This is a genomic window from Sphingobium sp. S6, assembly GCF_905120495.1.
Classification (GTDB): domain Bacteria; phylum Pseudomonadota; class Alphaproteobacteria; order Sphingomonadales; family Sphingomonadaceae; genus Sphingobium; species Sphingobium agri.
In genome coordinates this window covers 13,523-28,317 of the sequence record NZ_CAJHOG010000003.1, presented here as the reverse complement: position 1 = coordinate 28,317, position 14,795 = coordinate 13,523, and the positions used below count along the sequence as shown (strand labels likewise).

At 62.5% G+C, this 14,795-nt stretch carries 12 protein-coding genes and 1 tRNA gene; 4 read left to right on the top strand and 9 right to left on the bottom strand.

All coding sequences use genetic code 11. From position 1 onward, the window contains the following. Positions 1-7 precede the first annotated feature (7 nt). Positions 8-691, top strand: coding sequence for a Fe2+-dependent dioxygenase (locus SPHS8_RS10845; RefSeq protein ID WP_201515545.1), 684 nt, complete (start codon positions 8-10; stop codon positions 689-691). 10 nt (positions 692-701) lie between these two features. On the opposite strand, the gene SPHS8_RS10840 is transcribed toward SPHS8_RS10845, so the two are convergent. From SPHS8_RS10840 to SPHS8_RS10815, 6 genes are all read right to left on the bottom strand, one after another. Beyond that, a complete protein-coding gene (locus SPHS8_RS10840) occupies positions 702-1,574 on the bottom strand; it encodes an FAD:protein FMN transferase (protein WP_201515544.1) in 873 nt (290 codons plus the stop codon). A gap of 98 nt (positions 1,575-1,672) precedes the next feature. Continuing rightward, on the bottom strand, positions 1,673-2,509 hold the full coding sequence (locus tag SPHS8_RS10835) for a DUF4198 domain-containing protein (RefSeq protein WP_201515543.1): 837 nt from the start codon (positions 2,507-2,509) through the stop codon (positions 1,673-1,675). A 10-nt stretch (positions 2,510-2,519) separates the two neighbouring features. Then, entirely contained in the window at positions 2,520-3,044 is a 525-nt protein-coding gene (locus SPHS8_RS10830; RefSeq protein ID WP_097092270.1) for a DUF2271 domain-containing protein, read from the bottom strand. Between the two features lie 19 nt (positions 3,045-3,063). Continuing rightward, entirely contained in the window at positions 3,064-3,705 is a 642-nt protein-coding gene (locus tag SPHS8_RS10825; protein ID WP_201515542.1) for a PepSY-associated TM helix domain-containing protein, read from the bottom strand. A gap of 211 nt (positions 3,706-3,916) precedes the next feature. Then, positions 3,917-8,602 carry an NAD-glutamate dehydrogenase gene (locus SPHS8_RS10820; protein ID WP_201515541.1) on the bottom strand — a complete coding sequence of 1,562 codons (4,686 nt, stop codon included), beginning with the start codon at positions 8,600-8,602 and terminating at the stop codon, positions 3,917-3,919. A 169-nt stretch (positions 8,603-8,771) separates the two neighbouring features. Then, positions 8,772-10,046: a PAS domain-containing protein gene (locus SPHS8_RS10815; RefSeq protein WP_201515540.1), complete on the bottom strand. Its 1,275-nt coding sequence runs from the start codon at positions 10,044-10,046 to the stop codon at positions 8,772-8,774. A 187-nt stretch (positions 10,047-10,233) separates the two neighbouring features. Between SPHS8_RS10815 and SPHS8_RS10810 the strand changes: the two genes are divergently transcribed. Together SPHS8_RS10810 and SPHS8_RS10805 are read left to right on the top strand one after the other, a co-directional pair. Then, a tRNA-Thr gene (locus tag SPHS8_RS10810) sits at positions 10,234-10,309 on the top strand. 422 nt (positions 10,310-10,731) lie between these two features. Continuing rightward, a complete protein-coding gene (locus tag SPHS8_RS10805) occupies positions 10,732-11,121 on the top strand; it encodes a tyrosine-type recombinase/integrase (protein WP_201515539.1) in 390 nt (129 codons plus the stop codon). A gap of 920 nt (positions 11,122-12,041) precedes the next feature. On the opposite strand, the gene SPHS8_RS10800 is transcribed toward SPHS8_RS10805, so the two are convergent. Genes SPHS8_RS10800 through SPHS8_RS10790 form a run of 3 tightly spaced genes read right to left on the bottom strand, consistent with a single transcriptional unit; the run spans position 12,042 to position 14,386 of the window. Then, entirely contained in the window at positions 12,042-12,350 is a 309-nt protein-coding gene (locus SPHS8_RS10800; RefSeq protein ID WP_201515538.1) for a zinc ribbon domain-containing protein YjdM, read from the bottom strand. A 22-nt stretch (positions 12,351-12,372) separates the two neighbouring features. Next, positions 12,373-14,079: a SulP family inorganic anion transporter gene (locus tag SPHS8_RS10795; protein WP_201515537.1), complete on the bottom strand. Its 1,707-nt coding sequence runs from the start codon at positions 14,077-14,079 to the stop codon at positions 12,373-12,375. Beyond that, positions 14,069-14,386: a helix-turn-helix domain-containing protein gene (locus SPHS8_RS10790; RefSeq protein ID WP_022682345.1), complete on the bottom strand. Its 318-nt coding sequence runs from the start codon at positions 14,384-14,386 to the stop codon at positions 14,069-14,071. Before SPHS8_RS10790 ends, SPHS8_RS10795 begins: the two co-directional genes overlap by 11 nt. 213 nt (positions 14,387-14,599) lie before the next feature. On the opposite strand from SPHS8_RS10790, the gene SPHS8_RS10785 reads away from it, so the two are divergent. Beyond that, positions 14,600-14,770, top strand: a complete 171-nt coding sequence (locus tag SPHS8_RS10785) for a hypothetical protein (RefSeq protein ID WP_201515536.1) — start codon at positions 14,600-14,602, stop codon at positions 14,768-14,770. Positions 14,771-14,795 lie beyond the last annotated feature (25 nt).

The following is a 14,795-nucleotide window of genomic DNA, read 5'->3' as shown; positions in this document are numbered from 1 at the left end:
TTTCGATATGCTCACCGTCATTCCCGACCTGCTCGATGCTGCACATGTGGAGCGCATCCGCGTGCTGATTGGGCAAGCGCAGTGGGTCGACGGCAATGTGACGTCCGGCCATCAATCGGCGCTCGCCAAGCGCAACATGCAATTGCCCGACGACGCGCCTGAAGCTCAGCAGGCGGGGCAGATCGTCTTGGAGGCATTGGGGCGTTCGCCGCTTTTCATCGCTGCTGCATTGCCACTCAAGATATTCCCCCCGCTGTTCAACAGCTATGAAGGCGGGCAGGCATTTGGCGTTCATGTGGATAACGCCGTCCGGGTGCAGGCGGGGACCGGCTTCAGGGTCAGGTCGGACCTATCGATCACGGTCTTCCTGGAAGACCCGCAAAGCTATGACGGCGGCGAATTGACTATCGAAACGAATTTCGGCGTGCAGCAGGTGAAGCTCCCGGCAGGGCATGCGGTTTTGTACCCTTCGTCGTCGCTTCATCGCGTGGAGCCGGTTACGCGCGGGCGGCGAACCGCCAGCTTCTTCTGGATCCAGTCGATGGTCCGGGACGACGCTGCGCGTCAGATGATGTTTGACTTGGACAGCAGCATACAGGCTCTGGCCGTCGATCTTGGCCATGACAATGCCCAGGTGATCCGGTTGACGGGCGTCTATCACAATCTGCTGCGGCGATGGGCAGACGCCTGAAGCGGCTCGGCTAATCAAGCATCGAAGCCAGGGCAGGCGTCATATACTCCATGACGCCATCGCCCGCGCGGAGAATGAGGCGGGCGGCGACATCATGACGCGTCGCCAATGCCATGCCATGCTCATGCCCCAAAATCGTGATCGCAGTTGCCCAAGCGTCAGCCAGCATAGCGCTTTCGTGCAAGGCCGTGACAGACGCGACATTATTGCCGATCGGCCTACCAGTTGACGGGTCGATACTGTGGGCCAAATGCGTCCCGTTTTCTGTGCGGAAACGAACATAGTCGCCTGATGTAGCTACAGAGAGGCCGCTCAGGGCGATGCGCAGGGTGGGCACTGAGAGATGCGGCGGCGCCTCGACATCGACCCACCAGGGCTGGCGATCGGGCTTAAATCCTTCGCCGCGCAGTTCCCCCCCGATCTCGACCAGAAAATGCCGGGCGCCTAGATCGCGGAGGGCTTCTGACACCGCGTCGACTGCAAAACCCTTGGCTATTCCAGAGAAGTCCAGCTTCACGTCAGCAAGGCGGCGAGCGCTCTGATCCGCGATCTCGATCATGGTCCATGGTGCGGGATGAGCAGGCACTATCTCAGGGCCTGTCATGCCTGAGGGGCCGAAACCCCACCGTTCAACAATCTGTCCGATTGCCGGGTCGAATGCACCACCCGACAATCGCGCCATAGCCAATCCGGCCGTGAGAACCGTCATCATGTCTGACGGCAGCGTCGTCCAAGCCCCGATCGGCAATGCGTTGAAGCGGCTGATGTCGGAATCTGCTTCCCAGTTGCTCATCTGCGCTATGATGCGCGCGAGAACGTCTTCGATCGCGCTTAGGCAGCCCGGCGGAGCATCGACAATCCGGGCCGACCAGCTTGTGCCCATGGTCGGCCCGGAAAGCTCTGTAATGTACCCCGTTCCATCCCGCTGAGCCGAAGGAGGCTGTGGAGGCGGAATGTCAGGGATGGCGACGCGAATGCCGGTCAGGGGGCCAGCACTTCCAAGGTGGTGACATAGGAGGCGCGGCGCGGTGCCGGAGTGGCGGGCGATGCCGCCTGTGCGCCTTCGCCACCTTCGCGATTTCCGCCTACTGAGGCATTCAACCAGTACATGCCGGGCTGTGGCCAGTTGATGGAAACTTTTCCGTCCTTGCCGGTGACCAGATCCTGCTGGCCAAGCGTGTCACGGTAGCGGATGCCGCCAGGAATCACTGTTACCTTAAGGTCTGCAGCGGGCTTTCCGTCGACGAGAAACTGGAAGGTCGCTGCCTCGCCTGCGACCAAATCGTTCGGATGGGTGACGGGCACCATTTCTATGCCAACGCCGGTCGGCTTGAATATCGTAGTGGTAGGCGCTCCCAGCGTGAGGAAAATCTCGTTGCGGTTGGAAGCCTCGACTGTCTGGACATTGGTGGCTCCCGCCGGGATGGCCGCCGACAGCTTGTCCTTGGTTGTGCCGCGGGGCAGGCGCTTCACCTCACCGTTCAAGGTGTAGCTGCCCATGATGCCCGTCGAGACACTGGCGACGCGATACGTGCCGGGCTGCGTCAGGTGAACATCGAAGGTGGAGCGATATTTGCCAGTCGCGGCGTTTTCGATCTTGCCAGCCGATCCATCGGGCTGCGTCACTGCGACGGCATCGGTGCGCATCGGCATATGTTCGAAGTAAAAGAGGTCGTTCGATACCGCAGCGTCGACAGTGACCCAGCTGTCCGTGCCGGACAAGGTGGTCGAAGACGGCAACATCCACTGGCGGTGCGCCTCAGCGCTTGTGGCCATCAACGCAGTGAGGGTCGCTGCGATCAGATATTTGGCTTTCATCGGAATCCCCTTATTTGCTGACGCTGAGGCTGACCTGCCCCAATTCGTTATTGCCCTTTGCGCGGACCACAGTGCCGGGCTTTGCCGGCCAGCTGAACGGCAGGCGGAGCAGTTCGCGGCCGCCGACTTCGCGCGCGGCCTCTACGACGAGCGTGTAGTTGCCCGGTGTGAGTTGGCCGAGCGGGCCTTTGCCCGTGGTGAAGGCGACCTTTTGATCACCCGGAGCGCGTGTGGCGCCGGTGATGCCGTCGGCGGGAACTTTGAGCGAACGTCCGGAGACGCGCCACCATTGGCGGATGTCGCGCAGCCATTTGGTGCCTTCGCCCTTCGCCTTGTCGACATCATACCAGACCGACAGGGTGCGCGGGGTGGCGCCTTCCTTTTCCAGCCAGATGGCGACGTAGGGGCGGTGATATTCGGCGACGGAGAGGCGCGGGATGGCGACGTTGACGTTCAGCGTCTGGGCGGTGGCGGGGATGGCGGCTGCGCCGAAGGCGGCGCTGCTGCCCAGAATGAGTTTGTAGCGGCTTTGCATTGGCTGCTGGTCCCCTGAATTAATGAAGGAAGAGAAGAATTAAAAGCGTTGGGATAATGAGGCCTGCCCCTACCAGGGGCCAGGTGCTGGGGCGCTTGGCGGCGTGGAGTTGGAGGAGGAGAAGGCCGGTCATTGCGAAGACGAAACAAGCGACGGCGAAGATGTCGATGAACCATTTCCAGGCAGTGCCGGTGTTGCGGCCCTTGTGGAGGTCATTGAGATAGCTGATCCAGCCGCGGCTGGTGCTTTCGCTGGTCACAGCGCCGCTTTGCCGGTCGATCGAGACCCAGCCGTCGCCGCCGGGGCGGGGAAGGGCAAGGTAGATCTCGTCGGCGGACCATTCCGCATCGCCCGAAGCGCGCGCGCCAATTTCCTTTTCGACCCAGGCGGCGACAGGCGCGGGGAGAGGCTTTTTGCTGTCGGCCTGGTTGTCCGGAGCCACCTGCTTCAGGAGCGGGGCGGGCAGGGTCGCGGACTTTTCCACGGTCTGCGGCGATCCTTCGACGTCGGCGGCGTGGTTGAGCGTGATGCCGGTGAATGCGAAGAGCAGGAGGCCGATGAGGCTGATCGCGGAACTGATCCAATGCCAGCTGTGCAGCTGCTTCAGCCAGAAGGTCTTCTTCTTTTTCTTCTGCTGCTGAAGGTGAACGGGGGCATGCATGGGATGGATCGGTCCTGATGATGAGGTGGACCGGATAACGCGAACGACTCGCAATTGCAAACGGGGAGAGAGGGTAAATTGTATTAAAGTGTATGGGTTGGTGCGAGCTTTTGGGTGCGTTTGGCGGAAAGCGCATTGAGACACGAGATCCCAGCTTTCGCTGGGATGCCGAGGTAAGGCGGGAGAGAGGGCGAAGATGGGTGAACGAGGTTTAGCGGCCCAGCAGCCCCCGTGCCTGGCCCGCTATTTCGGCCAGCATGGCGACGTTGGGAGCGGCTGCGGCCTTGGCGCGTTGGACGAGGGCGCGGAACTGGGTGATGCGGGGCTGCTTTTCGGCGAGCCATGCATCGACACGGGCGATGATGTCCTTGCCGCCGGACTTGCCATCGCTGAGCTTGCCACCCTGTTCGAGGAAGTCGAGCCGGACCTGCTGCATGTCGCGGGCGACGCCGGAAATGAGCAGCCTTTCCCACGGGTCGCTGGGCGACATGCGGGCGGCGGTGGATTGGACCCAGTCGATGCCGACCGCTTCGCCCAAATGGGTGAAGGCGCGGGTGAGCGCGACTTCGTCGACCTTCAACTGCCCGGCAAGGGCGGCGATGCCGACCGCGCCATCGAGTTTGAAGAGACCGGCGGTGCGGCGCACGAGATCCTCCGGCGCGCCGAGGGTGGCCAAGCGATCGACAACGGCATTGGTGCGGCGCAAGGCTTCGCTGGTGAGGAGGCCGTCAACCTCCCGCGCGAGCTTTTCGACGCCCTTGGCAAGCAGCGCGTGACCAGCCCCGGGGAGTGTTCCTGCGGGCAGACTGCGCAATATGTCGGCGATCTGGGTGCGCACGCCGATGGCGACATCCGCGAACAGGGCGAGGCGAGCGGTTTCCGACATGGCTGTAGCGTCGATGTCGGCCCAGAGGGTGCCGATGTCATAGAGCCGCTCTGCGATCAGGAAGGCGCTGGCGAGGTCGGCCAGCGAGCAGCCTTCCTCTTCGGCCAGTTCAAAGGGGTGGATGAGGCCGAGCCGGTTGACGATGCGGTTCGCGACCTTTGTCGCGACAATCTCCCTGGCGAGCGTATGGGCCGCGATCGCATCCCCTTCCTTCTTCTGCATGGCAGGGGGGAAGGCGGCGGCAAGTTCAGGCCCCATGCTGGGATCAAGGGCGAGTTGCCCCTGTTCGATCGAATCCTGAAGCGCGAGCTTGGCGGTGGACAGGAGCACGGCGAGTTCGGGGCGGGTAAGGCCTAGGCCGTCCTGACCACGCCGGAGCAGCACATCGTTCGCTGCGAGCCCTTCGACCTGCCGGTCGAGGCGGCCGCTTTCCTCGAATGTTTCGATCAACCGGACATAACTGGCAAGGTCGGCCGCGCCCCCGCTTTCAGCGATGGAAAGGCCAAGCACCTGGAGCCGGTTATCTTCCAGCACGATGTCGGCGACGGCATCCGTCATGCTTTCCAGCAGCTTGTTGCGCGCGTCGAACGTCAGGCGGCCTTCGGCCATCTCCTTGTTCAGCGCGATCTTGATGTTCACTTCATTATCCGAGCAATCGACGCCCGCCGAATTGTCGATGAAGTCTGTGTTGATGCGCCCGGCACGCAGCGAGAAGGCGATGCGGGCCGCCTGGGTGACGCCGAGATTGGCCCCTTCACCGACGACCTTGACGCGCAATTCCTCTGCATTGACGCGCAGGCGATCATTGGCGGGATCGCCGACTTCGCCATGGCTCTGCGCCGCCGCCTTCACATAGGTGCCGATGCCGCCAAACCATAGAAGGTCCGCAGGGCTTTTGAGGATCGCGCCAATGAGGGCGGTTGGCTCCATCTCCGTATCCGTGACGCCGAGGATCGCCTGAACCTGAGGCGTCAGAGTAATGCTTTTCAGGGTGCGCGGGAAGACGCCGCCGCCCTTTGAGATCAGCGACTTGTCATAATCGTCCCAACTCGACCGGGGCAGTCGGAACAGGCGGTTGCGTTCCTCCCAGCTTTTCGCCGGGTCGGGATCAGGATCGAGGAAGATGTGGCGATGGTCGAAAGCGGCGAGCAGCCGGATCGACTTCGACAGCAGCATGCCGTTGCCGAACACGTCACCCGACATGTCGCCACAGCCGACGACGGTGACGGGCTCGCTTTGCACATCGATGCCCATTTCGGCAAAGTGCCGCCGGACGCTGATCCAGGCGCCGCGCGCGGTGATGCCCATCGCCTTGTGATCATAGCCGTGCGATCCGCCGCTGGCGAAAGCATCGCCCAGCCAGAAATCATGGTCGAGCGCGATGGCGTTGGCGACGTCGCTGAAGGTCGCCGTGCCCTTGTCCGCCGCGACGACGAAATAGGGATCGTCCCCGTCATGGATGACGACCCGGGCAGGATGGCGGACCTTGCCCTTCACAATATTGTCGGTCACGGACAGCAGCGCGCGGATGAAGATGCGATAGCTCTCGGTGCCTTCCGCCATCCAGGCGTCGCGATCGACTTGCGGATTGGGAAGCTGCTTGGGATAGAAGCCGCCCTTTGCGCCGGTGGGCACGATGACGGCATTCTTCACCCGCTGCGCCTTCATGAGACCAAGGATTTCCGTACGGAAATCGTCGCGTCGGTCCGACCAGCGCAGGCCGCCACGGGCGATCGGCCCCGCGCGCAGGTGAATGCCCTCAACGCGGGGGGAGTAGACCCAGATTTCGCGCCAGGGAAGGGGAGCGGGAAGGCCAGGCACTTGCGCACAGTCGAGCTTGAAGGCGAGCGCTTCGGCGGCGGCTTCGCTGAAGAAATTGGTGCGCAGCGTCGCGGTGATGACGGCGCGCAGCAGGCGCAATACCCGGTCCTCGTCGATGGCGCTGACCTTTTCAAGGCCAGCGGTGATCGCCGCCTGCGCCTGTTCGGCGCGGGCGGGACCATCCTTCATGGCCGGATCATGCAGTGCCTCGAACAGGATAACGAGTTGGCGGGCGATGTCCTGTTCCCGCCGCAGCGTTTCGGCAAAGGTCGCCATGCCATAGGCCATGCCGGTCTGGCGGAGGTAGCGGAACAGCGCGCGGAAGAGCACGACGGCGTGAGGCGCGAGGCCCGCCGTCACAATCAGCTCATTGAAGCGGTCATTTTCAGCCCGGCCCTCCAGCACCTGGGCGATGGCTTCCGTGACGACCGAGGCGCGGGCGACGACCGCGTCGCCGCTGCCGCCCGGCGGGAGTTCCAGAACGAAGCGCTGCACATGGCCCTGCGCGCCGCCATCGACCGCCGTCGTCATTTCGTCGATCACGCGGAAGCCGAAATTCTCGAAAGCGGGGACGACTTCGGACAGCGCGATGACATCGTGGCTGTAAAGCTTCAGGCGCAGTTGTTCGGGCGTGTCTTCGCCATTGCGGTAGATGCGGATCGACTTGTCACCGGGGCCGCCCAGGCCATGGAGCAGGCGAATGTCGATTGCCGCTTCGGAAGGGCCAGCGCCATTGCGGTAGGCCATGGGAAAGCCGGGCGCATAGCGTTGGGCGAGCGCGGCGGCGCGGCCCGGCTCCTCGGTTTCCGCTAGGGCTTCCTCGACGGCGGGCAGCCAGCCGCGCACCATCTGCTTCAATTGCCGGTCGAGCGGCGCTTCGTCGGGCACCACGCCGCCATCGCGCAGGTCGAGGGTGATGCGTAAGAGCGCGAGTCCGCTTTCTTCAAGCGCGATCGACCAGCTGAGCACCGGCGCGTTGGCGGCCTGCGAAAGCATGTCCTGTACCGCGAGGCGGCGGGCGGTGCTTAGTTCGTCGCGTGGCAGCCAGGCGAAGGCATAGAGGTGCCGGGCGAGCGCGCTGGTGCCGAGCGCCAGTTTCGGACGCGGACGATCCGTCAGCGACATGAAGGTGAGCGCCAGCCGTTCCAGCGTTTCATGATCAAAGCCGATCAATATGTCATGCGGCAGGGCGGTGAGCGCGTGGACCAGCACCTTGCCCGCATGGCCGCCCGGATCGAAGCCGAACTTGTCCATCAGCGCCGACAGGGCGGAGCGGAGCAGCGGCACCTTGTCGGGGCTGGCGGACAGCGCCGCGCTGGTCCACATGCCGGCATGGATGGACAGGGCGACGACCTGTTTCCCTTCGCGCATCGGCACGATGATGAGGTCGAGCAGAACGGCGCGGTGGACGCGCGACAAGATGTTGGATTTGATGATGAGCGGGTTGCGGCGGCCTTCCTCGAACCAGGTGAAGGCTGCTTCAAGCGAGGCGGGCGACAGCAGCGGCGCGTCGCCGAGCGAACATATGCCAAGCCGATCTTCCGCCCGGCCGTCACGATGGCGGACTTCATGTCCGGTCTGGGTGAAATGGCGGGCAAGGAACCAGCGGAGCAGCGCCGCGCCTTCGCCATCGGGGATCGCGTCTGCATCCCGGCTCATGGCTTCGCGCATCCGCGGCCAGTCGGCGACGGCGATGCGGACATCGGCCAGCGTGTCGCGCAGCGCCTTTTCCAGTGCGCGGCGGCCCTTCGCATCGGCGCGGTCCGCTTCGATATAGATCATGGATTCGCGACGGGCGCCGGGGGCTTCGTCGTCCAGGATGGCGCCGAGCCTGCCGCCGTCCGCGCGATCGACCGACAGGACCGGGTGCAGCAGGCGGTAGATGGTAATGTCATGGGCGGCGAGCGCGTTGGCGATCGAATCCACCAGGAACGGCATGTCGTCATTGACGATGGCGATGCGCATGTAGCGCCCGGTCGCCCCTTCGCCGAGCGTTTCGATGGCGATGGCGAGCTGGCCGGGCCTGCGGACGTCAGCGGTGCGGGCGAGGAAGGTGGCGGCGGCGGTCGCCGCGTCATGACCGAAATCGTCGCTCTCGCCGGGGAGCGCGCCCCGTTCCAGCGCGGCCTCAAGCGCCTTGCGGATCGATGCGTCTACTTGGCCAGACTTCGGCTCGGACAATGCCGTCATGCGTAACCCTCTTCCCGCTGCGGCTGTTGCCGCTTTGCCTGAACGGAGAAGGCGCTGGAACGTTGCCGCGCGACTCTCCGGCTGGCCTTAGGTTATGCGCCAGGGTTTGGAGCGGCTCAACCGGAATGGTAAGAAAATTACATTTGGCCGAAATAAAATGATCCGGCCTTTATGCTGCCGCGGCGACGATTACCCGCTGGCCAAGGTCCAATCCGTCGGGCAGTGCGCCAACGATGGCGAGGCTGCCGTCCGCTTCCCGCCGGGCGACGACGACGGCAAGGCCGTCTTCATCAGTTGGGATCGCGATGGGATCGAGGGGCGCAGCCGCCTTCATCGCGGCGCGGGCGGTCTGGCGCGGGTCCTTCGCGGCGGGCAGGGCGGCGCGGCGCTGGGCGCGTTCGTCGCGGACCAAGGCCTTTAAGCCGCCGGGATATGCGCCGAGATAGTCGCCAAGCGCGCCGAGGCCGAGCCCGGCGCTCTTCGCATGCTCAAGCGCGGTCGCATATTCGGTGATGCGCGTCTTGTCATAGGTGGAGCCGAAGACCAGCTTCACCACGGCGGTAAGCGGGCTGCGGGCCTGGGCCTTGATACCGGCGTCGGCCAGCATCTCCGCATAATCTGCCGGCGATGCCTCGCTCATCAGCGCAAAGTCATAGGCAAGGCCGATGGCGCGGTAGAGGGCGCCATGGGTGCGGACTTCGCTGGTGCGGGCCTGCTCCGCCCCATCGCGGGCGAGGGCGAGCCAGTCGGCAAGCGGCGCGTCCTCGGCCGGGCTTTCCATGCCGGACAGGTCGAGCGTGTCTTCATCCTCGCCCGCCGCAGGACCATCGGCCCAGATCGGCGCGACCGCATGGGGCGCGGCGCTGCTGCGCAAGGCGGCGTCCACTTCGCGGCCCAGTTCGTCGGCGAAGGCCTGGCTCGCCAGTTCCTTCCAGCTGATGACGCCGAACACGAAATCGATCGTCTCGCCATCCGAGGAGAAGGGCATGAGGATGCCGCGATAGAGTATCTCGGCGCCCCGCTGGTTGACGAACCCTGCCTCGAACCCGATCGGCGCGGCGTTGGCGATGATCTGCAGATAATGATCCGTCAGGCGTGACAGCAGTGAGCGCGAGGGGACATCGTTGATGAACTGGATCGACCCGGTGACCTCGCACTCCCGGCGGAGCGCGGTGCCGAGATAGACGACGGCGGGATTGTCGAGCCCCGTGCTGAAATCGAGAAGCACGCTGTTCGGGCCGAAATCTTCCAACTGATCGGGCGAGAGATCCTCGATCGAAGGAAGTGCGCGGTCGCCAAGCAGGGACGCCCAATAATTATAGGCACGCACCTGCATGCGCCGCTCGTCGGAGCCGACCTCGCTCGGCGGTTCGATCGCGCCATTGTCGGCATAGTCGAAATCATCCTGATCGCTGGAGATTTCCTGCCCCCGCAGAGTGTCCATCCGGCTGGTCCTAACCCAGAAGAAAAGCTTTCCTGAGACTCGACATTGCCATGGGATGGTAAACATGCCGTGAAGAAGGCGGCGGCCGATGAGGGGGCGGCGAAGGAGCATGCCTGCAAAGATGATGCGCGAAGATGCAATGCCCGCTTGTCCTGCGCACCAACCGCTGTTATCTGGCCCACCCAACGCCGCTTTAGCTCAGTTGGTAGAGCACATCATTCGTAATGATGGGGTCACGTGTTCGAGTCACGTAAGCGGCACCATTCCCCCCTCCGCCAGCATCCACATCAGGTTGAAAAAAAACGGCGGAAATCTGCTAAAAATTCACTCTTTCTGGTCAGGTGCGTTTGTCGCGTCCATGCCTGTCCGTTCCCCATTGGGGGTGTCGGGAAGGGGTATGAGGTTAAAGCGTGAAACGCGATACCCCCAGGAAGCGGACGAGGCAGATGGGATGGTCGACGGATGGCGCTTTCAGGCACGAGAATCAGGGGGTTGAAGTCTCAGGACATGCCTTGCAAGGTCGCTGATGAGCGCGCCTTGTTTCTCCTGATCAGCCCGAATGGCTGTCGGCTCGGAAGATGAAATTTCGGATCGGTGGGCTTGATGCTTAAGGACGGTTCAAGAAGGTCGAAACGTTACTCTCCCTTGGCGCCTATCCGGATGTGTCTCTCAAGAGAGCCGCATCTTGCGGGACGAGGCGCGGGAGGTCCATGCTGCTGGCTTGGACCCCGCTCTCGAAAAACAGAAGGCGAAGGCGGCTGCCAGGATCAGCGCGGAGAACAGCTTTTCCAAGGTGGCCGAAATGTTTATGGAAAAGCAGGAGCGCGAAGGGCTAGCGGAAGCGACGATCAAAAAGAGGCGCTGGTTCCTCAAGCTCGTCTTTCCTGTTCTGGGGAAGCGGCCCGTCTCTGAAATCCAGCCGATGGAGGTGCTGCTGGCCTTGCGGCCAATTGAGAAGAAGGGGCGGCATGAGAGCGCGAAACGTGCGCTGAACTTTATCGGGCAGGTATTTCGTTACGCAGTGCATCTCAATTGGCGCCCGGTGATCCCACGCGCGATCTTCGTGGCGCGCTGACGATACCCAAGGTCAAGCATCACGCGGCCATTCTCGATCCCGAACGGGCGGGCGAGATGCTACGTGCCGTAGATGGATATGAGGGGCAGCCGCTGACGCGCTGGGCCCTGTAGTTGTCGGCGCATCTTTTTGTTCGGCCGGGTGAGCTCCGAAAAGCGGAATGGGCAGAGATCGACGCGGTGAAGTCCGTATGGCGCATTCCGCCCGCAAAGATGCCCGAGCGAGGATGCCACTCGCGACCTGCTCGAAGATGAAGCCCCCACCCATGCCGTGCTGGATTTCAATCTCGGTGGGGGCGGCCCACGCTTCGAAATTGCCCACTTACTAAAGGCGCGCGGCGTCCCGTTCGTCTTCCTGAGCGGATACGATCCTGACGTTATTGTAGCCGACCTCGAGAACGTCTCACGGCTGCAGAAGCCCGTGCCGTTCCGCAACATTGTCGATGCTATCAGCCGACTTTAGGCTAGCACCGAACTTCTAATGCCGAGAGCCGATTGGCGGATCTATAAGCTTGTGCGGTCCTCCGCTCATGAGGCTAGTACCCGCTTTCGGCTGAAGCAGCGGTTGGTAGCAGAGTTGCCGAACGACCGAAGTTAGTCGCGAACTGCCCAAACCGGACTGTCTGCAGCTGCACATCGGGATTTGTCGTCTGAACGACAACAAAGGGTCGGCGCCTGCCGGCAGTCGAATGTCGCATCGTGGGACTTTCGCGAATGTCGGCTTCAGGATCAGAAATCAGGGTAAGCCGACGTTCACAGCGCCTACATTCGAAAAATTGTGGTGACAGCAATGCGCCACTTTTTGCCGCTCACGAGGTTGGTCAGTGTTCCCGGAAACTGTCATTCAACGCAGACCACGACTATCCCTGCCGCCCGTACCCCGCCGAAAATCTCACGCGACGGCGCAGCAACTGGCCTCGATCAGTGCTTGCGAACGAACTCGGCCCTGAGCACGAGTCCTTTGATACCTTCATAGCGGCAGTCAATTTCCTGCGGGTCGCCAGTGAGCCGGATCGATTTGATCACGGTCCCCTTGCGCAGCGTCTGCCCAGCGCCCTTGACCTTCAGATCCTTGATCGTGATGACGCTGTCGCCGTCCGCCAGGAGGTTGCCGGCGGCATCGCGTACTTCGACCCGGTCAGCCTCCGATGCCATCGCCGCGGCCGCTTCTGTGGAGATCCACTCACCTGAAGCTTCGTCATAGACATAATCATCATTCGCATCGTTCATTTCGGGTTCCATCTGTTGCTGATCAGTTGAGCCGTTCGGCTGCCGTCGCGGGTGCAGCGGCGATTGCCCTTGCAACGCGTATGGCGTCGGAAAAATCATCACTGAAGATCATATGCCGGTCCGCTGGCCCCAATGAAACCCGCTGGAGCATTGCCATGGGCTGCGGCTGGATGCCTGAGACGATGATCTGTGTGCCGGCTGACGCGGCTTGCCGCACGATTTCCTCGATCGTTGTCACGCCGCTGGCATCGAGCAGCGGCACACGCCGCATGCGAAGAATGATGATCTTCGGCGGCGGCCCGAGGCGCCGCAGCGTATCGAGCAATTCATTTGCAACGCCGAAGAAGAGAGGGCCATCGATACGGAAGACTTCGACGCCTGGCGGAAGTGCGTCACGCTGATGGATGTCCTCCCCTTCCTCCTCTGACGGCAGTGCAAATTCGCTGCTGTCGTTTGCAATCTCCACCGTTCGGCTCATGCGCATCATGAAGAGGAGCGAAGCGAGCGTCACGCCGACCCCGATCGCGACCGTGAGATCGACGAGCACCGTGAGGCCGAAAGTCAGCAGGAGGAGGGTGCGGTCGCCATTGGGCATGCGCAGCAACTGTATGAAGCGATGATGTTCGCTCATGCCCCAGGCGACCATGAACAATATGGCCGCGAGCGCCGCCAAGGGCACATAGGCCATGAGATCCGAAGCGAACAGGATGAACAGGAGCAGGAACAGCGCATGCATCATGCCGGCAATGGGCGTGATCGCGCCGGCCTTGATGTTGGTCGCAGTGCGAGCGATGGCGCCCGTCGCGGGCAAGCCGCCAAACAGTGCCGAGGCGATGTTCGCCACGCCCTGACCCACCAACTCCTGATTGGATCGATGTCGTGAGCCGATCATGCCATCGGCAACGACCGCCGAGAGGAGTGCCTCGATCCCGGCGAGAAAGGCGATGGTGAAAGCCGACGGTATAACCGCCTGAAGCTTGGCAAGGGAAAAGTTTGGAAACGCAGGGGCGGGGAGCCCGGTCGGCAGGTCCGGAAAGCGCGACCCGATCGTCTCGACCGGAAGATGAAGAAGCGCCACGGCCGCCGCGGACAATATGACGGCGATCAGGAATCCGGGTAAGCGTGGCGCCCATTTGCGGAGGGCTATGATCAGCGCCAGCGACCCCGCACCTATCGTCAGGGTGACGAGTCGGATGCTGTCCAGCTCGGCAAAATAGGTTCCCCATTTCCGCAGGAAATCGGCGGGAACGCTTTCCATCGGCAGGCCAAGAAAATCCTTCACTTGGCTCGACGCGATAATAACCGCGATGCCAGCGGTGAAGCCCGTGACCACCGGCTGCGGAATGAAGCGCACGAGGCTGCCCAGGCCGGAATAGCCGACGATGATGAGCATCACCCCCGCCATCAGTGTCGCAAGCAGCAGGCCATCATAGCCATGCTGCGCGATGACGCCGAAAACGACAACGACGAAGGCGCCGGTTGGTCCTCCGACCTGAACCCGCGAGCCACCCAGCGCCGAGATCAGGAAGCCGGCAATAACAGCCGTGACGAGCCCCTTGTCGGGCGATGCGCCACTGGCGATCGCCAGCGCCATGGCCAGGGGGAGGGCGACTATCGCAACGGTAAGGCCGGCAACGCAGTCGCGGCGCAGTCGGTCGACCGAATAGCCCTCTTGCAAGACCGTGATCAGCTTCGGTGTGAAAGCGATCAGGCGCCCGTCAGCATTCATCGTCTTGCGCCGATTGATCGAACAAGACCGATGGTATGCGCCTGCTTTGTCCGCCACCAAGGGTGTCCTTGAGGCGCACGCCGCGCCCTGCGCCGCTGCTCGGCGCATTCTCTCCTATGATCTCGATCCCTGCGGACTCAATCGCGTTGATCACCTTAACCAAGGTATCGACCACGCTTCGTACCTGCCCGTCGGACGCTTCCATCCGCTGGATCGTCGGCAGGGAGACACCCGCCAAGGCGGCGAGTTGGCGTTGATCGATGCCGAGCAACGCTCGCGCAGCCCGCATTTGCTGAGACGTGATCATAGGGTACTCAATGATATATTAAACATCAAATTGCAATCTTTCACAGCATATATGCTATGTGATAGATAAATTATAGATCATCCTTCATCTGCGTGCAGCTTGAGGGGGAACACGCGGTGGACCGGATTGGTAAAGACTTGAGCCGCCGAGGGCTCTTCATCGTGAACCAAAGGATCGATCAGGAAAACGGGCAAGAATGTGTGCGAGGAAAGCATGACAGAAAATGTGCGCATACTCGCCAACGTCGCCGTCCGCGACATGGGACGGCGGATTCCGCAATGGTTGCGCGGCGACCTGAACGCGATTGACCCCATGCTTCGGGAGCGGGCCCAGGACGAATTGGCGGCAATGATCGCTGCGCTTCAGGAAAAGGGTCGGAGATGAGAGTTCATCCCCGTGTCAAATATCT